Source organism: Afipia massiliensis, assembly GCF_001006325.2.
In the GTDB taxonomy this organism is placed as follows: Bacteria; Pseudomonadota; Alphaproteobacteria; order Rhizobiales; family Xanthobacteraceae; genus Afipia; species Afipia massiliensis_A.
The window spans coordinates 4,006,908-4,033,894 of the sequence record NZ_LBIA02000001.1 but is presented as its reverse complement, the minus strand read 5'-3'; the positions used below and the strand labels follow the sequence as shown (position 1 = coordinate 4,033,894).

Here is a 26,987-nt window from a genome sequence, read left to right as displayed (position 1 = left end):
CCATTCTGTATCCGTTCCGCTGGTTTGGCTGATCGCTTCCGCTAGCATTGCGAAAGCGATGCCGGAGCGAAGCGATGGCGGGCGGGGGCGAGCATCAGACGCGATCCCAAGGCCGGGCGGGGCGGGCCATCACATGGCCGCCGCGCGGTGCCGTGCGCGCAGATGCCGGCGATGCCGCCGAGCGCGGATCCGCATTTCTGACTGAAAAGATCCGGAACTGGGTCGCGGCGGAAGCCGGGCCGGGCCGGTTGTTGCCGTGGGTGCCGGTCGCGTTCGGCGCGGGCATCGCCGCTTACTTCGCGGTGGATCGCGAGCCTGTGGCCTCGGTCGCTGCTGTCACGGCGCTCGCGCTCTGTGTCGCTGCGTTCTTCGCGCGGCGGAGTCGCATCTTTCCTCTCGTGGTGATGCTGGCCGCGTTGTCCGCGGGCTTCGCGACGGCGGCGCTGAAAACCGCGCGCGTCGCTCATGGTGTGCTGGCGCGTCCGATGTTCTCGGTGACGATGAAGGGCTTTGTCGAAACCCGCGACGAGCGCGAACGCACCGATCGCTTCGTGCTGCGTGTCGAAGAAATGGAATCGCCGCGCGGCGGGATCAAACTCGAGCGCGTGCGGCTGTCTGTCAAGAAAGGCACTGCGCCTGCGGTTGGCAGCTTTGTTGAGCTCAAGGCGAGACTGCTGCCGCCGCTCTCGCCGCTGCGTCCGGGGAGTTACGACTTCGGACGCGATATGTATTTCCAAGGCATCGGCGCATCAGGCTTCGCCATGGGCGCGATCAAGACCGTCGAGGCGCCGCGCAGTGGCGGCACCTATCTGCGCTATGCAGCCACGATGCAGGGCATGCGCGATGCGATCGACGCGCGCATTCGCAGCGTGCTCAGCGGCGACAACCGCGCCATTGCAACGGCGTTGCTCACCGGACGCCGCGATGCGATCTCCGCCCCGGTCAACGACGCCATGTTCATTTCCGGGCTCGGCCATGTGCTGTCGATCTCCGGCTATCACATGGCGGTGGTGGCGGGCGTCGTGTTCTTCGCGGTGCGTGCGCTACTGGCGCTGTTTCCCGCGCTCACCGTGACGTTCCCGATCAAGAAATGGTCGGCCGTTGCGGCGCTGCTCGCCGCCGCCTTCTATCTTCTGCTGTCGGGCGCGGAAGTCGCGACGCAGCGCTCGTTCTTCATGACGGCGGTGGTGCTGATCGCCGTGATGGTGGACCGGCGCGCGATCACGTTTCGCACGCTCGCCGTGGCGGCCATGATCGTGCTGCTGATCGCGCCGGAAGCATTGGTGCATCCGAGCTTCCAGATGTCGTTCGCGGCGACGCTGGGATTAGTCGCGCTAGTCCAGATCGGCATGCCGAATCTGTTTGCGTCACCTGACAATGCGCAGGTGGCGCGCGCGGCGCTCTGGGGCGGGCGTGAGATCACGATGCTGGCGCTGGCATCGCTCGTCGCAGGGTTTGCGACCATGCCTTACGCGGCGTTTCATTTTCATCGCGTCACGCCCTACGGCGTGCTGGCCAATCTCGCGGCGATGCCGGTGGTCTCAGTGTTGGTGATGCCGGCCGGACTGCTGGGACTGCTCGCCATGCCGTTCGGATTCGACGGCCTGTTCTGGCGGCTGATGGATGTCGGCATCGGCTGGATGGTGGCGGTAGCGCAATGGGTTGCCGCGCTCCCGGGCGCCATCGGGCGGATCGCGTCATTCGGGACCGGCCCGCTGGCGGTGATGAGCGCAGGCATCATCGCGCTCGGCCTGCTACGGACACCGCTGCGCTGGGCGGGCGCAGGGCTGATCGCGCTGGCAACGGTCTGGGCACTGACCACGCCGCAGCCGGACATCCTTGTTGCCGGAGACGGACATACGGTCGCGGTGCGGGGGAAGGACGGCAGGCTGCGCCTGATGCGCACCGGAAAGGACGCGTTCCTGTCGCGCGAATGGCTCGCGGCCGATGCCGACATGCGCAAGGCAATCGATGCGTCGCTGACCGACGGTGTCTCGTGCGACACGTCCGGATGCGTGGTGCAGGCGGCGGATGGTTCGACCATTGCGCTGACACTGAAGCCTGACGCATTCGCGGACGATTGCGCGCGGGCCGCGGTCATCGTGACGCTTCGGCAACCGCCCACCGACTGCGCGGCCATGGTGCTGGATCAGGAGATGCTGCGCAGGCGAGGGACGCTGGCCTTGCGCAAAACAGCGGACGGCTACGCGATCACGGCTAACCGGCCGCGCGGCGTGGATCGGCCCTGGTCACCGGCAAATGTTGAAGACGAGTCTGACGTCTCTGCTGTCCGGCTAAACCGTCCGGTCCAGCCGGTCGACGCCACGCCGACGGAAAGTGATCTCCAGCCTGATGATTGATCGCGCTGTCATTCCGGACAGGCTGCGCAGCGGGTTGATCCGGAATCCAGCAGGGTTCGGTGGAAGCAGTTTCTGGATTCCGGGTTCGCTCGCAAGCGCTCGCGCCCCGGAATGGCGCCGGACCATTTTTTCAGTTCGTGCCAAACCGAACTCAATACTTCCGAACGAGCCCGATCAGCTTGCCCTGAATGCGCACGCGATTGGGCGGAAGGATACGGACCTCGTAAGCCGCGTTGGCAGGCTCGAGCGCGATGGACGCACCGCGGCGCCGGAAGCGCTTCAAGGTGGCTTCTTCCTCATCGATCAGCGCCACCACGATGTCGCCGGTGTCGGCGCTCTCGTTGCGCTGGATCAGCACGGTATCGCCGTCGAGAATACCAGCTTCCATCATGGAATCGCCGCGCACTTCGAGGGCGTAGTGTTCGCCGGACCCGAGCATGTCGGGCGGCACGCTGATGGTGTGGCTGCGGGTCTGCAGCGCCTCGATCGGTGTACCTGCCGCGATCCGGCCCATGACCGGTACGGAAACGGGGTAGCTCACATCCTCGTCGGGACCGGCGGAGGTGTTCGCGCGAACCTTTCCGAGGTTGCCTTCGATGACGCTCGGGGTGAAGCCGCGGCGTGCGCCGCCCGGATTGGCGCCGAGTTCGGGAAGCTTGATGACCTCGATGGCGCGGGCCCGGTTGGCGAGCCTGCGGATGAAGCCGCGTTCTTCAAGGGCGGTAATGAGCCGGTGGATGCCGGACTTGGAACGCAGGTCCAGCGCGTCCTTCATTTCGTCGAAGGAGGGCGGAACACCAGCTTCCTTGAGCCGCTCGTTGATGAAGCGCAGAAGCTCGTATTGTTTGCGTGTCAGCATCTGAATTGGTCCCCGATCCCTAGAATCTCGAGTTTTGAGCCGATGCCGCGCCTCTTTAGATCCCACTGAAAGAAGTACGGGAAGGACACTTAAGGGGTGCGAGTCACTCGAAACAAATCATGAACGAACACTATATGTTCCATATGTGTTCCGCAACCCCTTAATTTCTCGTGAACGGCGGGAGGGTTTAGGGATCAGCCGGGAAGCCGGAGGATCGTGCAGGGCGAGCCAGCCGGGGCGGCTGGCGCATGGGGGGCGCGGACGATCAGCGCATCGGACGCGGCCAGATTGGCTACAAGCGAGCTGTCCTGCGCGCCCACGGAGGTTGCGACAGGCAAGCCGTCGCTGCCGGGCGTGAGCCGCGCCCGTAGATAATCCTGCCGCTTGTCGTTGGCAGGCAATTCGCGCCCAAGCACGGCGCGTTCAAGCAGATGATCGACGCTCGTCCGCCCCGAGAGCGCGCGGATCAGCGGCACCAGAAACAGGAAGGCGCAGACATAGGACGACACCGGATTTCCAGGCAGCCCGAGCACGCGCATCGTGTCGAGCCGCCCGTGCATCATCGGTTTGCCGGGGCGCAGCGCGATCTTCCAGAAGGCCATGTCGAAGCCTTCGGCTTTCAGCGCAGCCTGAACGAGATCGTGATCGCCGACCGACGCGCCGCCGGTGGTGACGAGAACGTCCGCGCCGAGGTCGCGTGCGCGGCTGATTCCGTTCGCGGTGGATTCAAGCGTGTCGCACGCGATGCCGAGATCGATGACCTCCGCGCTTTCGCTTCGCACCAGTGCGCTGAGAGAAAACAGATTGCTGTAGACGATCTGGCCGGGGCCGGGCGTCGTGCCCGGCGCGACCAGCTCGTCGCCGGTGGCGAGGATCGCGACCTTCGGGCGGCGGTGCACCGGCAACTGCGGATGGTTCATGCTTGCGGCTAACGCCAGGGCGCGATCATTGAGCCACGAACCGCGCGGCAGCAGCACGTCGCCTTCGCGGAAATCGATGCCGGCGGGGCGGATGTTCTTTCCCTCTGCGATGGCTTCGTTGACGATGACGAACTCGCCGTCGCGCGTGGTGTCTTCCTGAATGACGACGGCGTCGACGCCGCCGGGAACAACGCCGCCGGTGAAGATGCGCGCTGCCTGTCCCGCGCCAATGGCTTGATTGAACGGCCGTCCGGCCGCGACTTCGCCGATCACTTTCAGCCGCGCGCCCGGCACCGCATCCGCCGCGCGCACCGCGTAGCCATCCATCGCCGACAGCGCGACGGGCGGCTGGGTGCGAAGGGCTGCAACGTCGCGGGAGAGCGTGCGATGAAACGCATCGGTGAGCGCAACGGTTTCTTCGGGAAGGGCGCTGGCGTCCTTGAGAACGGCGACATAGGCGTCGGCGACCGGCATCAGCGCCATAGGACGCTCCTCAGTAATCGGCCAGGTAGTGACCGGATTTTCCGCCCTTTTTCTCGACCAGGCGGATGGCTTCGATCTGGATGCCGCGCTCCACGGCCTTCACCATGTCGTAGATGGTGAGGCACGCCACCGACACGGCGGTCAGCGCTTCCATCTCGACGCCGGTGGGGCCTTTGACCTTCACCGTGGCGCGCACGCGGCAGCCCGGCAGCTTGGTGTCGGGTGTGATGTCGAGCGTGACTTTCGACAGCGCCAATGGATGGCAAAGCGGAATGAGATCGGACGTGCGCTTCGCCGCCATGATGCCGGCGACGCGCGCGGTGCCCAGCACGTCGCCCTTGGCGGCGTTGCCTTTGACGATGAGATCAAGCGTCTTGCGGGTCATGATGACACGGCCTTCGGCCACCGCCACGCGTTCGGTGTCCGGCTTGGCCGACACGTCGACCATGCGGGCTTCGCCCTTGGCATCGATGTGGGTAAGGGCGGCGCTTGCTTTCTTCTTTGATTTCTCTTTGGCCACGGCTCAGCGCGTCCCGGTGGCGCGTTGCGCGTCGTTACGAGCGAGCAGGGTGCGGGTCGCGGTCGTCACATCGGCCTGACGCATCAGGCTTTCGCCGACGAGGAAGGTCGACATGCCGACCTTTGCGAGACGCGCGAGATCCTCCGGTGCGAAGATTCCGCTTTCGCCGACGCTGATGCGATCCGTCGGGATCAGCGGCGCGAGTTCTTCGCTGGTGGCCAGCGTCGTCTCGAAGGTACGCAGGTTGCGGTTGTTCACGCCGAGCAACGGCGAGCGCAGCTTCAATGCGCGGTCGAGTTCCTCGCGATTGTGAACTTCCAGCAGCACGTCCATGCCGTGTGCGAAGGCTGCGTCCTCGATATCCTTCGCCGCAGTGTCGTCGAGCGCGGCCATGATGATCAGGATGCAGTCGGCGCCATGCGCGCGGGCTTCTGCCACCTGATAGGTGTCGTACATAAAATCCTTGCGCAGCACCGGCAGCGAGACCGCAGCGCGCGCGGCGACCATGAATGCGAGCGAACCCTGGAACGATGGCGTATCGGTCAGCACCGAAAGACACGCAGCGCCGCCGGCCTCGTAAGCTTTGGCGAGAGCGGGAGGGTCGAAGTCGGCTCGAATGAGTCCCTTCGAGGGAGACGCCTTTTTGATCTCGGCGATCAACGCATAGTCACCGCGTGCGATCTTGCCGCGAATGGCGTTGACGAAACCGCGCGGCGCGGAGGCGGCCTTGGCGCGCGCCTCGACTTCGGCCAGCGGAAGCGCACGCTTGGAGGCGGCGATTTCCTCGCGCTTGTAGGTTTCGATCTTTTCGAGGATGTCCGACAAAGGTAATCGCTCCTCAAGCATTGGAGACAGCGACGAGGCGCTTGAGCCTGTCCGCCGCCGCGCCAGTGTCCAGCGCCTTGGTGCCGAGCGCAACGCCTTCCTTCAGATCCTTGGCCTTGCCGGCAACCACGAGGGCTGCGGCGGCATTCAGAAGCGCGACGTTGCGGTAGGCGTTCTGCTTGCCCTCCAGCACGTCGCGAAGCGCCTTGCCGTTGGCCTCAGCGTCGCCGCCCTTGAGCTCGGCGCTGGTGGCGCGTGGCAACCCGCCGTCCTCGGGCGTGACTTCGAACGTGCGGATGCTGCCGTTCTCTAGCGCAGCGACGAAGGTCGGGCCGGTGAGGGTGATCTCGTCCAGTCCGTCGGAGCCGTGCACGACCCAGGCGGATTCCGCGCCGAGGTTCTTCAGCACCTGCGCCAGCGGCTGCACCCAATGTTTCGAGAACACGCCGACCATCTGCCGCTTGACGCCGGCGGGATTGGACAGCGGTCCAAGCAGGTTGAAGATGGTGCGGGTCGCGAGTTCGACGCGGGTGGGGCCGACATTTTTCATCGCCGGATGATGCGTCGGCGCGAACATGAATCCGATGCCCGCCTCTGCGATGCAGCGGCTCACGTCGTCCGGCGTGATGTTGATATTGACGCCGAGCGCGGCTAGCGCGTCGGCTGCGCCCGATTTCGATGACAGCGCGCGGTTGCCGTGCTTGGCGACCGGGACGCCTGCACCCGCGAGAATGAACGATGCGCAGGTCGAGACATTGACGGAGCCCGAACCATCGCCGCCGGTGCCGACGATGTCCACGGCGTCGGCGGGCGCTTTCACCGTGAGCATCTTGGCGCGCATCGCAGAGACTGCGCCGGTGATCTCATCGACCGTCTCGCCGCGCACGCGCAAGCCCATCAGCAGCGCGCCCATCTGCGAGGGCGTCGCTTCGCCGGACATCATGCGGTCGAACGCTGCTGCTGCCTCGTCCCGCGACAGGGCAGCGCCGGTGGCGACTTTTCCGATAATGGCTTTCAGGTCGTCCATGGGGCTTCCGCTTGACGTGACTTCCGCTCGAATGAGCCTAGATTTTGAGGCTCATCATTGAGCCGAGGCCGCGCCGGTCGCCACGGCAAACGCGTTCTGGTTGATGGTGACACCGACCTCGGTTTCGAGCTTGGAGATGTAGGCGCCAAGCTGCTCCTCCATTTCCGCGCGGCGCAGATTCTCGGTCAGCTTCTTCACGTCCTCGGATGCCATATCGACCGGCGGCACAACGACGTCGGTGACCTTGAACACGATCCACTCGCTCGGTCCGGTGCCTTCGGTCTGACCGACACTGTCCTTCGGGGTGCGGAACACCGCCGTGACCAGCCGCTCGGGCACATCCTTGGCTTCGGCGTCGCGCTTGAACAGCTTGGCCGTCTCAACCTTGACTCCCGCAGCCGAAGCTTCGGCGTCGAAGGCCGCGCCCTTTTCCAGCTTGCCGACCATCTCGGTTGCCTTGGCGCGCAGGCGGGTCGAGATCTGTTCGTCGCGCCAACGGGCCTCGACCTGATCCTTCACCTCGTCGAGCGTCCGGTCGCGCGACGGCGTAACGCCGAGGACATCGAACCACAACTCGCCGCCGTTGTACTGCAACGGCTCGTTCTCGACGCCGATGCTGCTGGCGAACGCGGGCGCGATGATGTCGACGCCTTGCGGCAGGCCAGTCACCGGCTTGCCGTCCGTTCCGCGGCCGGAGCGATCGACGGCTTCGATCGTGATGGCCTTGAGCCCGAGCTTCTGGGCGGCTTCGGCGATATTCGCGCCGCCGCCGCGCTCGTCCTCGATCTTGTTGTGCAGGTCCTGCAGCTGCGCCCGCGCGCGCTCCAGCGCGATCTCGCGCTTGATCGTGGGAGCGACGCTCTCATAGGTCGGGTTGGTGCCGGGCTCGATCTTGGTGACTTTCAGCAGGGCCGTCGTCAGCGTCCCCTTGACCGGCTCGCTGACGGTGTCGGGCGCAAGGGCGAACGCGGCATTTGCGATCGCTGTATCGCCGATTGATGTCTTCGCCACCGTGCCGAGGTCGATGTCGGCCGTGGTGAGCTTGCGCTCCTTGGCGAGATCCTCGAACGACATTCCAGCCGTGATGCGCTCGCGCGCCGCCTTGGCCTCGTCGACATTCGGGAACGGGATCTGAAGCACCTGACGGCGTTCCGCCGTCGCATATCGCTCGCGGCGCTGTTCGAAAACCTTCTTCGCGTCGTCGTCGGACACCGTGATCCACTTCGCGAGGTCATCCGGTGTCAGCGTGAGCACGGCGATCTTGCGATATTCCGGCGCCCGGAACAGTTGCTTGCGGTCCTCGAAATAGGTGGCGAAGGTTTCGGGCGAGGGCGCGTCGATGGTGCCGGCCTGCGCGGCGGTCAGCCTGACGTAGTTCGCCGAGCGCTGCTCGTTCTGGAAACGGACCAGGGCTTCGATCTGTGTTTTCGGCGGCTCGAGGCCGGCAACGATCGTCCCGGTCAACTGGCGGCGCGTCGCGTTTTTGCGCTGCTCGGCGATGTAGCGCTGCTCGGTGTAGCCGGACTGACGGATCGTCTGCAGAAAGCGCTCATGCTCGAACTTGCCGTCGAGACCCTTGAAGGCAGGCTCGTTCTGAATGGCGCGCACGATGTCGGCGTCGGACTGTCCGAGACCCATGCGGCGCGCGGTCTCATCCAACGCGGCGTCGGAGATAACGTCCTGCAGCACCTGGCGGTCTAAACCGAAGTTGCGCGCCTGCTCCATCGTCAGCGGCCGGCCGAAGCGGCGGCCGATCTGCTGCACCCTGTCGGTGAACAGGTTTCGGAATTGCTCGGTGGTGATTTCGGTGCTGCCGACCTTGGCGAGAGACGACTGTCCGAATCCCTTGAAGATGTCGGCGATACCCCAGACACCGAAACTGATGATCAGCACGCCGAACAGGACGGACATAACCGCCTTGCCGAGCCAATTCGATGAGGCTTTACGCATTCCTCGGAGCATGGGTCCAACTTGATGTTCGGGGGTGGGGCGGGTCGCCACGGAGGGCGTTACCGCGTTGTTTCGCCAACATATAAAGAGGTGCCGGTTCCCTAGCAACCGTGCTGTCGGCGGCGCATCAGCGCGGTTAACGACATAATCCCGAAAAGTGGGAACCGGTTTTCGGAAAAGATCATGCCAATCCAAGCCCGCAATGTGGAAACCAGGCATTGGAACTGGCTTCCGCAGGAGCCCTCTGCTAGCGCAGATCGGCCGATTACCGAACAATTGTCATGCGAGATCAACGATGACCGACAAGCGACGCCCCCTGATCGCCGGGAACTGGAAGATGAATGGCCTCAAGGCTGCGGTGAATGAGCTTGCCGCCATCGGGCAGGGTGCGGAGGCGGTCTGGCGCAAGGCCGATTTGCTGATCTGCCCGCCGGCGACGCTGCTGTTCACGTCCGCCGCAGTGGTGATCGGATCGAAGGTGGCCATCGGCGCGCAGGACTGCCACCCAGCAGTCTCTGGTGCGCATACCGGCGATATTTCCGCCGAGATGCTGGCGGATGCAGGCGCGACGGCCATTATCGTGGGACATTCCGAGCGCCGGACGGATCACCACGAGACGGATGCGCGGGTCCGCGGCAAGGCCGAGGCGGCATGGCGTGCAGGCCTCGTCGCCATTGTTTGCGTCGGCGAAACACAGGCCGAGCGCGACGCCGGACAAACCCTCGAAGTGGTCGGACGTCAGGTCGCCGGGTCGGTTCCGGACGGCGCGACCGCCGCGAATCTGGTCGTCGCCTATGAGCCGGTCTGGGCGATCGGAACCGGGCGAACCCCGACAACCAAAGATGTCGAGGAAGTCCATAAGCTTATCCGCGATCGGCTGAAGGATCGGTTCAGCGGCGAGGGTAATCAGGTCCGGATTCTCTACGGAGGCTCGGTAAAGCCCTCGAATGCCGCCGAGCTGATGGCTGTCGCCAACGTCGATGGTGCTCTGGTGGGTGGCGCCAGCCTCAAAGCGGTTGATTTCCTTGCGATTGCCGCCGCGTGCCCCTAAATGGCCCTCAGGCCAAGCAGTCTGTCGGGGGTGACAATCACCCCTGCAATCGTGTACAGACCGCGCAACTTCAACCCCCGCAAGCATCGACGCGACCGGCTGCCGGCGCCAGTGGCTTGTGACGGAAGGTAACGATGCAGACCGTCATTATCGTCATCCATCTCATGCTTGTCCTTGGCCTGATCGGCGTCGTGCTGTTGCAGCGTTCGGAAGGCGGCGGCCTCGGTATCGGCGGCGGTGGAGGCGGCGGCTTCATGTCCAGCCGCGGCACGACCAATCTGCTCACCCGCACCACGGCAATCCTGGCGGCATGCTTCTTCGTGACCAGCCTGTTTCTGTCGTGGCTTGCGAACTACGAGCGCAAGCCGTCATCGATCATCAACAGCACCAGCCCAGCGCCGATCTCGCAGCCGGGTGCTCCGGCGGCTCCGGCAGGTGGTTTGCTGGACTCGCTGAAGAAGCCTGAAGCGCCGTCCGCTCCGCAGGCGCCGCAGTCGAAGTAGTGCTGTTTTGGGGGCAGGAATTGCAGTCATGCGCGCGTCGCTTGTCTGCAAGTCTCAATGCAGTCTTCCAAGTCACTGACTGAACTTACATTTTGAAGTCACCCACAGCGTCGTGATTTGCTCGCGTGGGCGTGCGTTTAGTTTTGCGAATCACAGCGGTGGAGTTAAAGGTAGAATCCCATGACGCGGTACATTTTCATCACCGGCGGCGTGGTCTCCTCGCTCGGCAAGGGTCTGGCTTCAGCAGCGCTCGGCGCGGTGCTGCAATCCCGAGGCTACAAAGTCCGCCTTCGCAAGCTCGATCCCTATCTCAATCTCGATCCCGGAACGATGTCGCCGTATCAGCACGGCGAAGTGTTCGTGACCGATGACGGCGCCGAGACCGATCTCGATCTCGGACACTACGAGCGCTTCACCGGCCGTCCCGCCACCAAGCAGGACAACATCACCACCGGCCGAATCTATCAGGACATCCTGAACAAGGAACGCCGCGGCGATTATCTCGGCGCGACGGTGCAGGTGATTCCGCACGTCACCAACGCGATCAAGGAATTCATCCTCGGCGGCAACGAGGGCTACGACTTCGTGCTCTGCGAAGTCGGCGGCACCGTCGGCGACATCGAGGGCCTGCCGTTCTTCGAGGCAATCCGTCAGGTCAAGAACGATCTGCCGCGCGGTGAGGTGATCTACATTCACCTGACGCTTCTGCCCTACATTCCAAGTGCCGGAGAACTCAAGACAAAGCCGACCCAGCACTCGGTCAAGGAGCTGCGCTCCATCGGTATCCAGCCGGATATCCTGCTGTGCCGGACCGACCGCGAGATTCCGAAGGAAGAGCGCCGCAAGCTGGCGCTGTTCTGCAATGTGCGCGAATCGGCCGTGATCGAGGCGCGCGACGTCGACAACATTTATGCGGTGCCCGAGGCCTATCACGCGGCCGGTCTCGACGACGAAGTGCTCGCAGCGTTCGGCATCGTCGACATCAAGCCGCCTTCGCTGCAAAGCTGGCACGTCATCAACGAACGCGTCCGCAATCCCGAGGGTGAGGTGAACATTGCCATCGTCGGCAAGTACACCGGCATGAAGGACGCCTACAAATCGCTGATCGAGGCGCTGTCCCACGGCGGCATCGCCAACAAGGTGAAGGTCAATCTCGACTGGATCGAATCCGAGGTCTTCGAAAACGAAGATCCCGCGCCGTTCCTCGAACACGTCAATGGCATTCTGGTGCCGGGCGGATTCGGCCAGCGTGGTGCGGAAGGCAAGATCCGTGCGGCGCAGTTCGCGCGCGAGCGCGATGTGCCGTATTTCGGAATCTGCTTCGGCATGCAGATGGCGGTGATCGAGGCCGCGCGTAATCTGGTCGGAATCGAAGACGCCAACTCGACGGAATTCGGTCCGACGAAGGAGCCGCTGGTCGGTCTGATGACCGAATGGCTGCGCGGCAATGAACTTGAGAAGCGCAACAAGGCGGGCGATCTCGGCGGCACCATGCGGCTCGGCGCGTATCCGGCAGCCCTGAAGAAGGGCAGCCGCGTTTCCGGAGTCTATGGCGGCGCGCTGGAGATTTCAGAGCGGCATCGGCATCGCTACGAGGTCAATACCGCCTACAAGGATCGCCTCGAACAGCATGGCCTGCGCTTCTCGGGATTGTCGCCTGACGGGGTGCTGCCGGAGATCGTCGAATACGAGGATCATCCGTGGTTCATCGGCGTGCAGTATCATCCCGAACTTAAATCGCGCCCGTTCGAGCCGCATCCACTGTTCGCGTCGTTTGTGCAGGCGGCGATGGTCCAGAGCCGGCTGTTCTGATCCCGGGCGTCTCTGCCAGGGATGTCTCAGGATGAGCGATGACTGAAGCCGAACGGCGACAATCTGCAAAAGGCTCCGTGCCGGAAACCGGTTCCGCGCGGACAAGGTCCGCTCCGAGCGAAAGCAATCGGACGGACGTACCTATGCCGTGGGGCGCGCCGTCACAGCAACCGCACCAATCCGAGTCACCGGATCAGCAGGCACAGCCACAGGCAGGTGCGCGGCGCGGCCGCATCTGGGGGATGCTGGCGTCGATCGTCTTCGCTGGTCTCTTGTTGGCGGGGGTCCTCATCCCCGCTTATCGGGATATTTCGTCGCCGGGAGCGTGGTCCTACTGGAAAGACTTTTTCGGTTCGCCCAGCATGACGGCATCGGCGGTCAACATGGCGGACGGGCGCAAGGCGCTTGCGATTGCGGGCAGGATCGGCCCGGCCTCCGCGAGCTGGTTTCGCGAACAACTTGATGCCGCCAAGCTGGCCAGCGGGGATGTGATCTTCCTGTCGTCGCCGGGCGGCTCACTCGACCAGGGCCTCATCATGGGTGCGGTCGTGCGATCCCGCGGACTGACGACGGTGGTGGGGAAGGTGAATTCCGAGAGCCGGCCACAGCCCTCGCGCTGCGCCAGCGCATGCGTGTTCGTTTTTGCGGGCGGCAAGGTCCGCGAGGCCATGCCGCGTTCCGCGCTCGGCGTTCACCAGTTCTCCAGCACGTCCTCGCGCGGTGAAGAGTCCGCGAACGATCTCGTGGCGCGGACCCAGCAGACCACCGGTATGATCCTCGACTACATGACGCGCATGGGTGTTTCGCCGTCGATCATGCAGGCAATGACGGCGAGCAAGGACATCCGCTGGCTCACCGAGAAAGAGGCGTTCGATCTGAACCTGACAACGGCTCGCTACGCCGGACGCTGACGCACGACCTTACTTCGGGCATCCCGACGTCTGATCGCCGGTGCGGGCTGCCGGTTTCCCGTTGATATAAATGCCGCCTGCGCCGCCGACGACAACGCCGCCGCATCCAGTCTTGCCGCTCATGACGGCCGCGGGCTTGCCGTTGATGAAGACGTTCGGAGATCCTTCGACAATCACGCTGCCGTCGCTGGTCGTGTCGCCCTGACGTGCGGCGGGCTTGCCGTTGAAGGTGACGCCGTCCGCGCCGCCTGTGACCACGCCGGGTGTTTGCGCATATGCCGAGCCCGAAAGAATCGCGGCGACAAGGATCGGGCACAACAGCATGGTCCGCATGATAAACCTCGTATGGGGCGCATGCCCGGGAAGCGCTTGATAACCTGCCGGGCAGGCGACTATATGCCGGATCGGGAGAGCCTGCATAACGTCAGTCGGCGCCGTTCGCGCGCCGTTCAATCAATAGGGGCCATGACTATGATCCAAGAAATGCGTGTCTATCGCTGTCTTCCGGGGCGGCTTCCAAATTTGCTGAAGCGCTTCGAGAACCACACGCTGAAAATCTGGGAAAAGCATGGCATCCGTCAGGCCGGATTTTTCACCACGGTGATTGGCCAGTCCAATCAGGAACTGACCTATTTTCTGGCGTGGGAGTCGCTGGCCGAGCGCGAGCAGAAGTGGACCGCGTTCATGACCGACCCCGCCTGGCTTTCGGTGCGCGCGGAAAGCGAAAAGGACGGTCAGATCGTCGAGAACATCGTCAGCCAGCTTCTGACGCCGACTGCATTCTCCTCGGTGAAGTGAGGGCGCACCTCGCGCATCGATCATGGCTCGCGGTCTCGATCACATCGTCCATGCCGTTCGCGACCTCGATGCGGCGGCGGATTTCTATCGGCGCGCCGGCTTCAAGGTCGGCGCGCGCAACAGACATCCGTGGGGGACGCACAATCATGTGGTGCAGTTTCCCAATTTCTTCATCGAAGTGCTGACGGTCGGCGAACCAGAGAAGCTGGTCGGCGAGGGATTGCCGCAAATCTTCGGTGCCGCCAATCGCGATGCGATTGCCCGCGGCGATGGATTCTCGATGCTGATCCTGGAGAGCACGGACATCGAGGTCGATGTTGCGGACTTCGAGGCGTCGGGGATCGGCGCCTCAAGCGCACTGCCGTTTTCGCGCGAAGCCGTCTTGCCCGACGGAAGCACCACCACGGTGGGCTTCTCGCTGGCCTTTGCGCGCGATGCGTTGTCGCCGCACACGGGCTTCGCGGCCTGTCAGCAGCATAATCCAGCCGCCTTCTGGAAGCCGGATTATCAGCAGCATGCCAACGGCGCGAGCGGCGTCCTCGGTGCGGTTCTCGTCGCGGACAATCCGACCGATCATCACATCTTCCTCAGTGCCTATACGGGCGTGCGTGACCTGCATGCCAGTTCGATCGGCGTCACCGCGGCGACGCCGCGCGGCGATGTCGAGATCATGGAAGCGGTATCGTTTCGCGATCAGTTCGGAACCGCGCCCAAACTGGACGGCGAGGGCGCCTCGTTGAAGGGGCTGCGCCTTGCGGTGCCGGACATCGATGCGCTGGAACGTGTGCTCAGGGCCGGCGGGGTGGCGTCACACCGGCAGACCGGGCGGCTCGTGGTGCCGCCGGAGACCGCCTTTGGCGCAACCCTGATATTCGAGACACCGGCCGGGATTTGACCAACCGGACTTGATCCGGCACAGCCTCATCGGCATGGTCACCCGCTCCAGCAAAAGGGATATGCCTTGAACGCCAAGATTTCCGCGGCTCCGGTGGTTTCCGCAGGCAACGTCAAATTCGGCAACGCATTGCCATTGGCGGTGATCGCCGGACCATGCCAACTGGAAAGCCGGGCGCATGGATTGGAAATCGCCTCCGCGCTGAAGGAGATCGCGGCGCGTCTCAAGATCGGACTCGTCTACAAGACCTCGTTCGACAAGGCCAACCGCACCAGCGCATCGGGCGCGCGCGGCATGGGTCTCGACAAGGCGCTTCCGATTTTTGCGGAGATACGCTCGACGCTCGGCCTGCCGGTACTCACCGATGTGCACGAGATCGACCAGTGCGCGCGCGTTGCGGAAGCGGTGGACGTTCTGCAAATTCCCGCGTTCCTGTGTCGGCAGACCGATCTGCTGCTGGCGGCTGCGGCCACCGGCAAGGTCGTCAACGTCAAGAAGGGTCAGTTCCTCGCGCCGTGGGACATGGCCAACGTCGTCGCCAAGGTCACCGGCGGCGGCAATCCGAATGTCATGGTCACGGAGCGCGGCGCATCGTTCGGCTACAACACGCTGGTGTCCGATATGCGGGCGCTGCCGATCCTGGCGCGCAGCACAGGCGCGCCGGTGATCTTCGACGCGACCCATTCGGTGCAGCAGCCCGGCGGCAAGGGAACGTCGTCAGGTGGTGAACGCGAGTTCGTGCCTGTGCTGGCACGCGCTGCGGTCGCGGTCGGCGTGGCGGGCGTCTTCATCGAAACGCATCCCGATCCCGACAACGCGCCGTCGGATGGTCCGAACATGGTGCCGCTCAAGGACTTCGAGGCGCTCGTGAAGAACCTGATGGCCTTCGACGCGCTCGCCAAAAGCGAGACACGTTGATGCCATCGCATCGTGCGGCATTCGCAGGGCGACTGAATCCCTGATGCTGCCGATTCTCAATATTATCGCAGTCACGACCTTCGCATCCGCGCTGTCCTCGCGCGCGCTGGAGCCGGTGCTTCCGCTTGTGGCCGGCGATTTCGGCGTGACCGTTGCGACAGCCGCGAGCCTGTCGGCCGTCTTCGCGCTGACGTTCGCGATCGTGCAGCCGATCCTGGGCGCGGCCGCCGACATGTTCGGCAAACCGCGGCTGATGATCGCGTGCCTCGTGCTGCTTGGCGCCGCCAATATCGTCGGCGCGATGGCCACATCGTTCGAAATGCTGTTCCTGTCACGCGTTCTGGTCGGCATCGCCGCAGGCGGTACGTTCCCGATTGCATTTGGACTGACCGGCGATCTCGTGCCGACAGCGCAAAGGCAAGTTGCGCTGAGCCGCGTGCTGGCCGGTGCAATGACCGGAAATCTGCTGGGCTCCTCGGCCGCCGGCGTGATCGGTGATTTTCTCGGGTGGCGTGGCGTTCTGGCGGTTCTCGGCGCGATCATGGTGGTCGCGTCGGTGGCGGTATTCATCGGATTCCGGCGCGGCGGCGTTACCAGCTCAAAAGGCGGGGTCAGCTTCAAATCGCTCAAGGATGGCTACCGCACGATCCTGCGCAATCCCAATGCGCGCGTCTGTTTCACCGCCGTCTTCATCGAAGGACTTTGCGTTCTCGGGCTTTTCCCGTTCGTCGCCGCGTTTCTGTTCGAACTCGGCGAGACCCGCGCGTCGATACCGGGCGTCGTCATCGCCGCATTCGCATTGGGCGGGTTGTTCTACACCATGAGCGTGTCGCGCATGCTGCCGCGATTTGGCGTCAGGGGATTGATGGTGGGCGGTGCGGCGATCATGGCGCTGCAGTTTGTGGTTATCGCATTCGGACCGCGTTGGGAGATTCAGGCGATCTCTTTCCTCATCATGGGCTGGGGCTTCTACTCGCTGCACGGGTCGCTGCAGGTGTTCTCAAGCGATCTCGCGCCCGAGGCGCGCGCCTCGGCGCTGTCGCTCCATGCCTTCTGCTTTTTCATGGGGCAGGCGGTGGGACCGATCGTGTACGGTTTCGGGATATCGCATATCGGCAAAATGCCGACGCTGATCCTGAGCGCGACCGCCATTCTCGTGCTGGGAATTGTAGCCGCACGGCTGCTGCATCAGAAGCCGGCGGAGATGGTCGATATTTAGAATTCAAGTTGTCATCACCGGGCATAGCTGTCCGAAGCACGGCGTCGCTTCGCTCGCCTATGTCCCGGTGATCCCGATGACTTGATCGCTGTGCTCAGTGAATCGAGATGGCCGGGACAAGCCCGGCCATGACATCGCGGGGTTCACCCCCGCCCGCGATACGGCGCGACGCCCTGATCCGGCACCCAGACATTCGCCGGCAGTTTTCCGGCCTGCCAGAAAACGTCGATCGGCATCCCCCCGCGCGGGTAGAAATATCCGCCGATGCGCAGCCAACGCGGCGCCAGCAGTTTCGTTAGCCGCTTGCCGATGGACACCGTGCAGTCTTCGTGGAACGAGCCGACGTTGCGGAAGCTGTTGAGATAGAGTTTGAGGGACTTCGACTCCACGAGCCACTTGTTTGGCACGTAGTCGATAACGAGAATTGCGAAGTCCGGCTGGCCGGTGACCGGGCAGATCGAGGTGAATTCCGGCATTGTGAACCGTGCGACGTAGTTCGTGTCGGAGTGCGGATTGGGCACGCGGTCGAGCAGCGCCTGCTCCGGCGAGGCGGGCGTTTCGACCTGCTGGCCGAGTTGCAGCGAGGAAGCAGCGGCCTTGGTGATGCGGGGCTTTCTGGACATCGGTATCTCCATTTATCCCCTGATAGCGATTCCGGACCAAAACGTCACGGGATCAAAGACTTCGGATGGTCTTTTCCCGAGGGGCGCGTTCCTGTAGAAGCTGCCCCAATCTTCAATCCCACGTCCTGAGAGGGTGCACATGACCGCTATCGTCGACATCATCGGCCGCGAAATTCTTGACAGCCGCGGCAATCCGACCGTCGAAGTCGATGTGGTGCTGGAAGACGGTTCGATGGGCCGCGCCGCCGTTCCGTCGGGCGCGTCCACGGGTGCACATGAGGCTGTGGAACTGCGCGACGGCGACAAGGGCCGCTATCTCGGCAAGGGCGTGCAGAAAGCCGTAGAGGCGGTCAACGGCGAGATTTTCGATGCCATCGGCGGCATGGAAGCCGAGCAGCAGGTTCAGATCGACCAGACCATGATTGATCTGGACGGCACACCGAACAAGAGCCGGCTCGGCGCCAACGCCATTCTCGGTGTGTCGCTGGCCGTCGCGAAGGCTGCGGCGGAATCGCTCGGCATGCCGCTCTATCGTTACGTTGGCGGAACCTCGGCGCGGACCCTCCCGGTGCCGATGATGAACATCATCAATGGCGGCGTGCACGCGGACAATCCGATCGATTTTCAGGAAATCATGGTGATGCCGGTCGGCGCGAAGAGCTTCTCGGAAGGCCTGCGTTGCGGGGCCGAGATTTTCCACACGCTGAAGTCCGAGTTGATGAAGGCCGGTCACAACACCAATGTCGGTGACGAAGGCGGTTTCGCGCCTAACCTGCCGTCGGCGGACGCAGCACTTGATTTCGTCATGAGCGCGATTGCCAAGGCTGGTTACAAGGCCGGCGGCGACGTCATGCTGGCGCTCGACTGCGCCTCCACCGAATTCTTCAAGAACGGCTCGTACGTCTATGAAGGCGAAAAGAAAACCCGCTCGCGCTCGGAGCAGGCAAAGTACCTTGCGGACCTGGTCTCGCGCTATCCGATCGTCTCCATCGAAGACGGCATGGCGGAAGACGACATGGACGGCTGGAAGGAACTGACCGATCTGATCGGATCGAAGTGCCAGCTCGTCGGTGACGATCTGTTCGTGACCAACGTCACGCGCCTCGCTGACGGCATCAAGAAGGGTCTCGGAAATTCCATTCTGGTGAAGGTCAACCAGATCGGCTCGCTGACCGAGACGCTCGCCGCCGTCGAGATGGCGCACAAGGCCGCCTACACCGCCGTGATGTCGCATCGTTCGGGTGAAACCGAGGACTCGACCATCGCCGATCTCGCCGTCGCCACCAACTGCGGTCAGATCAAGACCGGATCGCTGGCGCGTGCGGACCGCACGGCGAAATACAACCAGTTGCTGCGGATCGAGCAGGAACTCGGCAACCAGGCGATCTACGCGGGCCGGTCGGCGCTCAAGGCGCTGGCGTAAACCGCGCCTTATTGGAAGGCGCGACGACGCATCGCTGGGTTTCTCTTTCTTATCAAGCGAGCGGCTTGCTTTGGCGGGCCGCTGTCGCTTGAGTAGCGTTCAAGAAAATGAACCACAGGAGATACGCCCCATGAACGGTCCGCTTGCTGGAATTAAAGTCATCGAGATCGGGCAGGCGCTCGCAGGTCCACTCGCCGGCGCGATCCTCGCGGACATGGGCGCGGACGTCATCAAGATCGAGAAACCCGACGGCGGCGACGACGCGCGAAGCTGGGGGCCTCCCTTCATTGAAGAAGCGTCGATCATGTTCCACGTCACCAACCGCAACAAGCGGTCGGTGACCCTCGACATGAAGAACGCAGCCGACATCGAGAAGCTCAAAGTTCTGGTGCGCGATGCCGACATCCTGATCCAGAATCTTCGCTCGGGTGTGGTCAACGATCTCGGCATCGGCCCCGAGCACATGCGCGCGATCAACCCGCGATTAATTTACTGCTCGATCTGGGCGTTCGGGCCGAAGGGGCCGCTGTCGAAAGCGCCGGGATTCGATCCGCTGCTTCAGGCGTTCGGCGGCGTGATGATGCAGACCGGCCGCCACGAAGATCCGCCGACATTCTGCGCGCCCGCGATCAACGACAAGGCGACCGCGCAGTGGTGCGTGATCGGTGCGCTGGGCGCGCTGCAACAGCGTCATGTCACGGGACAAGGCTGCGTGATCGATACCTCGCTGCTCGACAGCGCGGCGTCGTGGGTGGATTCATCGCTGGCGACCTATCACGTGACGCAGGAACTCTCGCCGCGAACGGGCGCGGCGACGCCAACCATCGTGCCGTATCAGGCGTTCGAAACCGCCGATCATCCGCTTGTCATCGCCGCCGGTTATGACCGGTTGTTTCACAAACTGGCCACGGTGCTCGGATTTCCCGAATGGTGCACCGATCCGCGGTTCGCGCGCGGCCGCGACCGGTTTGTCCACCGGGACATCCTGATCGGTTTGTTGAAGCCGGTGCTGCTGACGAAAAAGCGCGCCGAGTGGCTTGCGGCATTCGAGGCGGTGGGCGTGCCGTGCAGTCCGGTCAATACCATCGTGGAATTGTCACAGACCGAACAGTTCCAGGCGTCCGATCTGATGCGCACATTGCCCGGCAGCGATCTGCCGGTGGTGGGTCTGCCGATTTCCTTCGACGGCGAGCGCCCGCATCCGCGCTCCGGCGCGCCCCGGCTTGGGCAGCACAACGACGAGTTGCTGGGTTAGCCTGCGGGGACACGATCCCGCTATTCGAAGTTAATGCACTTGCATGCTTTTTGTCCCAAGGGTAAGCCGGGCTGCCCGGTGTTCTGTTGCCGTTGCTGAAAGGATGTTCTCATGGCCCATACCGTTGCCGTCGTTGTCGGCAGCCTCCGCAAGGAGTCGTTTACGCTCAAGGTCGCCCATGCGCTTGCCAAGCTCGCGCCGCCCTCGCTCAAGCTCGAGATCGTGACGCTTCATGGCCTGTCGTTCTTCAATCAGGATCTGGAAGCGACGCCGCCGGCGGACTGGGTTTCGTTTCGCGAGACGATTCAGAAGTCCGACGCGGTTCTGTTCGTCACGCCGGAATACAATCGTTCCATCCCCGGCGTGCTGAAAAACGCCATCGATGTCGGTTCGCGACCGCCCGGCAAGAGTTCGTTCCTTGGCCGGCCGATTGGCATCGTGGCCAATTCGCCGGGCGCGCTCGGGGGCGTTTGCGCAGCGATGAACCTCAAGCAGAGTCTTCCGGGCTACAGCGGCCCGATCATGCAGCAGCCGGAAATCTATCTGAACGGGGTCGGTGACGCATTCGACGACAAGGGCAACCTGGTCAAGGAAGCCCTTGAAAAGGTCTTGAGGCAGTACGCTGATGCCTTCGCGGCATGGGTCGACAAGCACAAGAAGTGACTTCGCTGAGGTGAGGCAGCCCGGTTGTTAGCGATAGGTTAACCGGGCTGTCGCATCGTGCGGGTATGGTCTCACGCACGCGACTCAAAGCAATCATGACCGGCCTCGCGCTTTACGCGATCGCGGCCGCGTTGATTGCCTATTTTGGGGTCAATGCCTACACGGGCAAGTATGGCCTCAATGCTAGGCAGGAGCTTGATCAAGAGATCGTGTTGCTGACTAAAGAACTTGCCCGGTTGAAGGCCGAGCGCGTGGCGGCGGAACAGCGCGTCTCGCTGCTCCGTTCGGACCGAGTCGATCCCGACATGCTCGACGAACGCGCACGCTACCAGCTCGAGTACGTGCATTCGCGTGATCTCGTGCGGAAGATCGGTCAGAACTAGTTTCAAATTTCAAAAATCTCGCTGTTTGGATTGTAAAGTTGCTGTCGCTGCATTGCGTCATAGATGCGCAACGTGTTCGCGCACGCGATCCTTTTCATGGCGATGTGAGTTAGGGTAGAGGTTGAATACCCGCTCTCTCATCCGGACAAGCCATGTCGTCTGACAAAAAATCGGCAACAGCGAAGAAAACGGCCACACAGGACGCCGGTAACGGCTCCCGTCATCCGACGAATCTCAAGTTCACCAAGGAACAGGAGCTTCACGCGTTCCGCGAGATGATGCTGATCCGCCGTTTTGAAGAGAAGGCCGGGCAACTCTACGGAATGGGCGCAATCGGCGGCTTCTGCCATCTGTACATCGGACAGGAAGCCATCGTTGTCGGAATGCAGCTGGCGCTTAAGCCCGGCGATCAGGTCATCACCGGTTACCGCGATCACGGTCACATGCTCGCATGCGGCATGGAAGCCAGGGGCGTGATGGCCGAACTGACCGGCCGCAGGAGCGGATATTCCAAAGGCAAGGGCGGCTCCATGCACATGTTCAGCAAGGAGAAGGCCTTCTACGGCGGACACGGCATCGTCGGCGCGCAAGTCTCCCTCGGAACGGGGCTGGCCTTCGCCAACCGCTACCGCGACAACGATCATGTCAGCGTTGCCTATTTCGGCGACGGCGCGGCCAATCAAGGACAGGTCTACGAAAGCTTCAACATGGCGGAGCTGTGGAAGCTTCCCGTCATCTACGTCATCGAGAACAACCGCTACGCCATGGGCACATCGGTCACGCGCTCGTCGGCGCAGACTGATTTCTCCAGGCGCGGAGTGTCGTTCAACATTCCCGGCAAACAGGTCGACGGCATGGATGTGCGCGCCGTCAAGGCTGCGGGCGACGAAGCTGTGGCGTGGTGCCGCGCAGGCAAGGGCCCCTACATTCTTGAAATGCAGACCTATCGCTATCGCGGTCACTCGATGTCCGATCCTGCGAAGTATCGCACGCGCGAGGAAGTGGACAAGGTACGGCACGATTCCGATCCGATCGAGCAGGTTCGTCTTCGCTTGCTGGAGATGAAGGTCACCGAGCAGGAGCTGAAGGCGATCGACGCTGAGGTGCGTGAGATCGTCAATGACTCCGCGGATTTCGCGCAGCGCGATCCGGAGCCTGACGCGTCCGAGCTTTACACCGACATCTACCGATAAGTGCGGAGCCACCATGCCGATTCAAGTTCTGATGCCCGCGCTTTCCCCCACGATGGAAAAGGGCAACCTTTCCAAATGGCTGAAAAAAGAGGGCGAAGCCATCAAGTCCGGCGACGTCATCGCCGAGATTGAAACCGACAAAGCCACAATGGAAGTCGAGGCCACCGACGAGGGGACACTCGGCAAAATCCTCGTCGCCGAAGGCACCAATGATGTGGCGGTCAACACGCCGATCGCCACCATCCTGAGCGACGGCGAAAGCGCCGCCGATCTGGGCAAGGCCCCGGCAGCAAAGGCCCCGGAAGCCAGCGTTAATGTTCAGCATGAAGTTGAAGAGTCCCGTGCACCTGTCGGGGAAGGCAAGCCGCAGATCAGCGCTCCGGCTGCTGTCGCAGCCCCCGCCGCGCCGGTCGAGCCCGATCCGGAAGTGCCGCCCGGCACCGAGATGGTGAAGATGACGGTGCGCGAGGCGCTCCGCGATGCCATGGCCGAGGAAATGCGCCGCGACGGCGACGTCTTCATCATGGGCGAAGAGGTCGCCGAGTATCAGGGCGCCTACAAGATCACGCAGGGGCTGTTGCAGGAATTCGGCGCGCGCCGTGTGATCGATACGCCGATCACCGAGCACGGCTTCGCCGGCGTCGGCGTCGGTGCGGCGTTCGCCGGGCTCAAGCCCATCGTGGAGTTCATGACGTTCAACTTCGCGATGCAGGCGATCGACCAGATCATCAACTCGGCGGCGAAGACGCTGTACATGTCCGGCGGCCAGATGGGCTGCTCCATCGTGTTCCGCGGTCCGAACGGCGCCGCTGCGCGCGTCGCCGCCCAGCACAGCCAGGATTACTCGGCATGGTACTCGCAGATCCCGGGCCTCAAAGTCGTCTCGCCATATTCGGCGGCGGACGCGAAGGGCCTGCTGAAAGCCGCGATCCGCGATCCGAACCCGGTGATCTTTCTCGAAAACGAAATTCTCTACGGTCACACCGGCGATGTGCCGAAGCTCGACGATTATGTCGTGCCGATCGGCAAGGCGCGTATCGCGCGCGCCGGCAAGGACGTGACGCTGGTCGCATGGTCGAACGGCATGACCTACGCGCTGAACGCCGCCGATGAACTCGCCAAGGAAGGCATCGAGGCCGAGGTCATCGATCTGCGCACGCTGCGTCCGCTTGATACCGAGACGATCATCAACTCGGTGAAGAAGACCGGACGCGCGGTTGCGGTCGAGGAAGGCTGGCAGCAGTCCGGCGTCGGCGCGGAAATAGCGGCGCGGATCATGGAGCAGGCGTTCGACTACCTCGACGCGCCTGTTGCGCGCGTGTCGGGCAAGGACGTGCCGATGCCTTACGCCGCCAACCTCGAGAAGCTTGCGCTGCCGACGGTGGCGGAAGTCGTCGCCGCTGCCAAAGCCGTTTGTTATCGCTGAGAGAGCAGGACCAGGATCATGCCGATCAACATTCTGATGCCTGCGTTGTCTCCCACGATGGAGAAGGGAAACCTTTCCAAGTGGCTCAAGAAGGAAGGCGACAAGGTCAAGTCTGGCGACGTGATCGCCGAGATCGAGACCGACAAGGCGACGATGGAAGTCGAAGCCGTCGATGAAGGCACCATTGCGAAGATACTGGTGCCGGAAGGCACGCAGGACGTTCCGGTCAACAACATCATTGCGGTACTCGCGAGCGATGGCGAAGACGTGAAGGCTGCGGGAGCGGGGGCTGTTGCTGGTGGTAGCGCCAGCGCGACTCGAACCCCCGACCCAACCCCGGCACCGAAGGCGGCTGCGCCCGCTGCCTCTCCAGCACCTGCTGCGCCAGCTCCGGCGCCTGCGAAGGCTGCTCCACAAGCGGCGCCAGCCCCCGCATCCGCCAGCAACGGCGCGCGCGTGTTCTCGTCGCCATTGGCACGGCGTCTTGCCAAGGAAGCCGGGATCGATCTGTCCCGCGTGAACGGTTCGGGGCCGCACGGCCGCGTGGTCGCGCGCGACGTCGATCAGGCGAAATCCGGTCAGGGTCTCAAGCCTGCTGCCAGCGCAGGCGCTCCAGCCGGTGGCACCGGCGCGGTCGGCGCCCCGGCGATGTCCGATCAGCAGATCCTCGCGCTTTATCAGGAGGGCGGTTACGAGAGCGTGCCGCACGACTCGATGCGCCGGACCATCGCGCAGCGTCTCACGGCGGCGACGAATTCGATGCCGACATTCTACCTGACGGTGGATTGCGATCTCGGCAAGCTCAACTCGGCGCGCGAGGAGATCAACGCGGCGGCAGGCAAGGACAAGGACGGCAAGCCGCTCTACAAGCTCTCGGTCAACGATTTCGTCATCAAGGCGATGGCGCTGGCGCTGCAGAAAATTCCCGAAGCCAACGTATCGTGGACCGAGGCCGCGATGCTTCGTCACAAGCATTCGGACATCGGCGTCGCTGTGGCGCTGCCGTTCGGTCTGATCACGCCGATCATCCGTCAGGCCGAGATCAAGTCGCTGTCGGCAATCTCCAGCGAGATGAAGGATCTTGCCGCGCGCGCAAAAGGCAAGAAGCTCAAGCCGAACGAATATCAGGGCGGCACATCCTCGGTGTCGAACCTCGGCATGTACGGCATCAAGGATTTCACCGCGGTGATCAATCCGCCGCAGTCTTCGATCCTTGCGGTCGGTACCGGCGAGGAACGCGCGGTCGTTCGCAACGGCCAGATCGTGGCGGCCAGCATGATGAGCGTGACGCTGTCCTGCGATCATCGTGCCATCGACGGCGCGCTCGGCGCGGAACTGATCACTGCGTTCAAGAAGCTGATTGAAAATCCGGTAATGATGGTGGTGTGATTCTCAGTATAGGTTGCAACAAAGGATAATTTTTATGGCCGTTAAGAAGGTCTCTGTTGATATTACCAGTCATCCTTTGAGCCGCGAAGAAAATGGAGTCGTTTTCAAAGTTAGGAACGGCTCGGCCAGATTTGGAGAGCTTGTTGTGAGCAAAGGGGGCATTCGTTGGAAGCCAAAAAACAAACAAGATCATCACCACATGAGTTGGGGTGAGTTAGACCGTGCAATTCGCGATTATCCCAGAAAGTAGTAAGGCGGTACGATTTCCTGATCCCGCGAGATTCGATGAAACTCCTTGGCGTCGTTCTTCTCGCAAGCCTGCTGTCGTTGATCGTTGGCGTCGGGGTAACCATCGCGCTCAACGCTGTCGCGCCGTGCTACAGCGACAAAGCCGGATGCGGGATGGCCGAGGCCTATCGCTTTTTCTTCGTGCCGGGCTTCGTGTTGCTGGGAATGGTGGCGTTCGGAATTTCAGCCGCAGGCAAGAACCGCGAGCGACCGCTCTGGCTGACGCTGATTACGCTGTGTCTGGTGCCTGTGTTTCTTTTTCTGTTTGCCGTCGGCTCGGATTTGTCGTCGGGCCGCACCACGAGCCAATCGGACATTTCGGATTCATTGCTGGCCGCGCTCGCGTATTTGTCAATCATTTTCGTGCAGTGGCGATTGATCCGTGACTTTCTGCGCCGGCGTGAGGCCGCGTTGCTGGTCAGGAAGCAAGTCGTAGCGGTTTCAGCTCACTCTGACAGAGGCCCGCACTGACGAGACCGGTGATGCCCAGGAAAGTGAAATGGACACAGTCATTGCTTGCAGGCGCGATCATGGTTCTGTGCGTCTGCGCGGCTGCGGACGCGCAGATCAGGCCGAAAGTCGTCAAGCTGAGCGACGTGCCGAAAAATGTGTTGTTCGTCGGCAATAGCTACTTTTATTACAACAACAGCCTGCACAATCACGTGCTCAATCTGCTGCGCAGCGCTGATCCCGGAAACCCCTTCAACGCGACGTCCGCGACCGTCAGCGATGCGCCGTTGAGCCAGCACGATATCGATGCTCTTCTTTCGTCGCACAAGCGGCATCCCGCGTCTGGCGAGGACGGCGACAATCGCAAAAAGTTCGACGCTGTGATCATGATGGATTGCAGCTGGTGTTCGACTGACCCAAAGCGCAAGCCGACATTCGCGGAGACAGTTACGAAGGACAGTGCCATCGTGCGCAAGCACGGCGCGCAGCCGATCCTGTTCATGACGTGGGCCTACGCCGACAAGCCCGAGATGACGGAGAAGCTGGCTAGTGTTTATACGGCTGCGGGCAACGCCAACGATGCCCTCGTGATTCCGGCCGGACTTGCGTTCGCGCGGGCGCGCACGCAACGGCCCGAACTTGATCTCCATGTGCCGGACAAGAGCCATCCAAGTCTGGCGGGCACATATCTGGCGGCCTGCGTCGTGATGGCTTCGGTCTATCGGCGCTCGCCGGTCGGCAACAAATATCACGCAGATCTCGACGACAAAACCGCGACATTTCTACAGGACGTCGCGTGGGCAACAGTGCAAGACTACTACCGACAATAGTGCGCCATCGGGC

The 26,987-nt window shown here is 62.9% G+C and carries 27 protein-coding genes; 19 read left to right on the top strand and 8 right to left on the bottom strand.

Features of this window, described 5'->3' with window-relative positions; translation table 11 throughout:
- Window positions 1-74 precede the first annotated feature (74 nt).
- Window positions 75-2,360 (top strand): ComEC/Rec2 family competence protein, encoded by a 2,286-nt coding sequence (locus YH63_RS19410; RefSeq protein WP_046829940.1) that lies wholly within the window; start codon window positions 75-77, stop codon window positions 2,358-2,360.
- Window positions 2,361-2,511: 151 nt separating this feature from the next.
- Here the strand turns inward: YH63_RS19410 and lexA are convergent, their stop codons facing one another.
- The 6 genes from lexA to YH63_RS19380 all read right to left on the bottom strand — a co-directional run bounded on the left by lexA (window position 2,512) and on the right by YH63_RS19380 (window position 8,944).
- On the bottom strand, window positions 2,512-3,219 hold the full coding sequence (gene lexA / locus YH63_RS19405) for a transcriptional repressor LexA (RefSeq protein WP_046829939.1): 708 nt from the start codon (window positions 3,217-3,219) through the stop codon (window positions 2,512-2,514).
- A gap of 194 nt (window positions 3,220-3,413) precedes the next feature.
- Complete coding sequence (locus YH63_RS19400) at window positions 3,414-4,622, bottom strand: molybdopterin molybdotransferase MoeA (RefSeq protein WP_046829938.1); 1,209 nt, start codon at window positions 4,620-4,622, stop codon at window positions 3,414-3,416.
- Between the two features lie 10 nt (window positions 4,623-4,632).
- A complete protein-coding gene (gene moaC / locus YH63_RS19395) occupies window positions 4,633-5,142 on the bottom strand; it encodes a cyclic pyranopterin monophosphate synthase MoaC (RefSeq protein WP_083992734.1) in 510 nt (169 codons plus the stop codon).
- Window positions 5,143-5,145: 3 nt separating this feature from the next.
- A complete protein-coding gene (trpC, locus tag YH63_RS19390; protein WP_046829937.1) occupies window positions 5,146-5,967 on the bottom strand; it encodes an indole-3-glycerol phosphate synthase TrpC in 822 nt (273 codons plus the stop codon).
- A 13-nt stretch (window positions 5,968-5,980) separates the two neighbouring features.
- Window positions 5,981-6,994 (bottom strand): anthranilate phosphoribosyltransferase, encoded by a 1,014-nt coding sequence (trpD, locus tag YH63_RS19385; protein WP_046829936.1) that lies wholly within the window; start codon window positions 6,992-6,994, stop codon window positions 5,981-5,983.
- Window positions 6,995-7,048: 54 nt separating this feature from the next.
- Entirely contained in the window at window positions 7,049-8,944 is a 1,896-nt protein-coding gene (locus YH63_RS19380) for a peptidylprolyl isomerase (protein ID WP_046829935.1), read from the bottom strand.
- Window positions 8,945-9,239: 295 nt separating this feature from the next.
- Here YH63_RS19380 and tpiA point away from each other — a divergent pair, with 295 nt between their 5' ends.
- From tpiA to YH63_RS19360, 4 genes are all read left to right on the top strand, one after another.
- Window positions 9,240-9,995, top strand: a complete 756-nt coding sequence (gene tpiA, locus YH63_RS19375; RefSeq protein ID WP_046829934.1) for a triose-phosphate isomerase — start codon at window positions 9,240-9,242, stop codon at window positions 9,993-9,995.
- A 134-nt stretch (window positions 9,996-10,129) separates the two neighbouring features.
- A complete protein-coding gene (gene secG / locus YH63_RS19370) occupies window positions 10,130-10,498 on the top strand; it encodes a preprotein translocase subunit SecG (protein ID WP_046829933.1) in 369 nt (122 codons plus the stop codon).
- Between the two features lie 180 nt (window positions 10,499-10,678).
- Entirely contained in the window at window positions 10,679-12,310 is a 1,632-nt protein-coding gene (locus tag YH63_RS19365) for a CTP synthase (RefSeq protein ID WP_046829932.1), read from the top strand.
- Between the two features lie 143 nt (window positions 12,311-12,453).
- The gene (locus YH63_RS19360) at window positions 12,454-13,221 is read left to right on the top strand and encodes a hypothetical protein (protein ID WP_246658089.1); all 768 of its coding nucleotides are present in this window, start codon (window positions 12,454-12,456) and stop codon (window positions 13,219-13,221) included.
- A gap of 9 nt (window positions 13,222-13,230) precedes the next feature.
- On the opposite strand, the gene YH63_RS19355 is transcribed toward YH63_RS19360, so the two are convergent.
- Window positions 13,231-13,554: a PAAR domain-containing protein gene (locus tag YH63_RS19355; RefSeq protein WP_046829931.1), complete on the bottom strand. Its 324-nt coding sequence runs from the start codon at window positions 13,552-13,554 to the stop codon at window positions 13,231-13,233.
- Between the two features lie 138 nt (window positions 13,555-13,692).
- Between YH63_RS19355 and YH63_RS19350 the strand changes: the two genes are divergently transcribed.
- The 4 genes from YH63_RS19350 to YH63_RS19335 all read left to right on the top strand — a co-directional run bounded on the left by YH63_RS19350 (window position 13,693) and on the right by YH63_RS19335 (window position 17,051).
- Window positions 13,693-14,019, top strand: a complete 327-nt coding sequence (locus tag YH63_RS19350; RefSeq protein WP_046829930.1) for an NIPSNAP family protein — start codon at window positions 13,693-13,695, stop codon at window positions 14,017-14,019.
- A 22-nt stretch (window positions 14,020-14,041) separates the two neighbouring features.
- Window positions 14,042-14,914: a VOC family protein gene (locus tag YH63_RS19345; RefSeq protein WP_046829929.1), complete on the top strand. Its 873-nt coding sequence runs from the start codon at window positions 14,042-14,044 to the stop codon at window positions 14,912-14,914.
- Between the two features lie 66 nt (window positions 14,915-14,980).
- Window positions 14,981-15,832, top strand: a complete 852-nt coding sequence (gene kdsA / locus YH63_RS19340; protein WP_046829928.1) for a 3-deoxy-8-phosphooctulonate synthase — start codon at window positions 14,981-14,983, stop codon at window positions 15,830-15,832.
- 43 nt (window positions 15,833-15,875) lie between these two features.
- Complete coding sequence (locus tag YH63_RS19335) at window positions 15,876-17,051, top strand: MFS transporter (RefSeq protein ID WP_046829927.1); 1,176 nt, start codon at window positions 15,876-15,878, stop codon at window positions 17,049-17,051.
- Window positions 17,052-17,194: 143 nt separating this feature from the next.
- Here the strand turns inward: YH63_RS19335 and queF are convergent, their stop codons facing one another.
- Complete coding sequence (gene queF, locus YH63_RS19330; RefSeq protein WP_046829926.1) at window positions 17,195-17,674, bottom strand: preQ(1) synthase; 480 nt, start codon at window positions 17,672-17,674, stop codon at window positions 17,195-17,197.
- A 139-nt stretch (window positions 17,675-17,813) separates the two neighbouring features.
- On the opposite strand from queF, the gene eno reads away from it, so the two are divergent.
- The 10 genes from eno to YH63_RS19280 all read left to right on the top strand — a co-directional run bounded on the left by eno (window position 17,814) and on the right by YH63_RS19280 (window position 26,974).
- Window positions 17,814-19,097 carry a phosphopyruvate hydratase gene (eno, locus tag YH63_RS19325; RefSeq protein ID WP_137325252.1) on the top strand — a complete coding sequence of 428 codons (1,284 nt, stop codon included), beginning with the start codon at window positions 17,814-17,816 and terminating at the stop codon, window positions 19,095-19,097.
- Window positions 19,098-19,227: 130 nt separating this feature from the next.
- Window positions 19,228-20,352 carry a CaiB/BaiF CoA transferase family protein gene (locus YH63_RS19320; RefSeq protein ID WP_046829924.1) on the top strand — a complete coding sequence of 375 codons (1,125 nt, stop codon included), beginning with the start codon at window positions 19,228-19,230 and terminating at the stop codon, window positions 20,350-20,352.
- A gap of 111 nt (window positions 20,353-20,463) precedes the next feature.
- Window positions 20,464-21,015, top strand: coding sequence for an NADPH-dependent FMN reductase (locus YH63_RS19315; protein ID WP_046829923.1), 552 nt, complete (start codon window positions 20,464-20,466; stop codon window positions 21,013-21,015).
- A gap of 65 nt (window positions 21,016-21,080) precedes the next feature.
- A complete protein-coding gene (locus YH63_RS19310) occupies window positions 21,081-21,398 on the top strand; it encodes an FtsB family cell division protein (protein ID WP_137325251.1) in 318 nt (105 codons plus the stop codon).
- A gap of 152 nt (window positions 21,399-21,550) precedes the next feature.
- Window positions 21,551-22,591 carry a pyruvate dehydrogenase (acetyl-transferring) E1 component subunit alpha gene (gene pdhA, locus YH63_RS19305; RefSeq protein WP_046829921.1) on the top strand — a complete coding sequence of 347 codons (1,041 nt, stop codon included), beginning with the start codon at window positions 21,551-21,553 and terminating at the stop codon, window positions 22,589-22,591.
- Window positions 22,592-22,604: 13 nt separating this feature from the next.
- Complete coding sequence (locus YH63_RS19300; protein WP_046829920.1) at window positions 22,605-24,017, top strand: pyruvate dehydrogenase complex E1 component subunit beta; 1,413 nt, start codon at window positions 22,605-22,607, stop codon at window positions 24,015-24,017.
- 18 nt (window positions 24,018-24,035) lie between these two features.
- Window positions 24,036-25,406, top strand: a complete 1,371-nt coding sequence (locus tag YH63_RS19295) for a pyruvate dehydrogenase complex dihydrolipoamide acetyltransferase (RefSeq protein ID WP_046829919.1) — start codon at window positions 24,036-24,038, stop codon at window positions 25,404-25,406.
- 34 nt (window positions 25,407-25,440) lie between these two features.
- Window positions 25,441-25,656, top strand: a complete 216-nt coding sequence (locus YH63_RS19290; protein ID WP_137325250.1) for a hypothetical protein — start codon at window positions 25,441-25,443, stop codon at window positions 25,654-25,656.
- A gap of 35 nt (window positions 25,657-25,691) precedes the next feature.
- The gene (locus YH63_RS19285; RefSeq protein WP_046829918.1) at window positions 25,692-26,165 is read left to right on the top strand and encodes a hypothetical protein; all 474 of its coding nucleotides are present in this window, start codon (window positions 25,692-25,694) and stop codon (window positions 26,163-26,165) included.
- Between the two features lie 11 nt (window positions 26,166-26,176).
- Window positions 26,177-26,974, top strand: coding sequence for a DUF4886 domain-containing protein (locus YH63_RS19280; protein WP_349642972.1), 798 nt, complete (start codon window positions 26,177-26,179; stop codon window positions 26,972-26,974).
- Window positions 26,975-26,987: the final 13 nt, after the last annotated feature.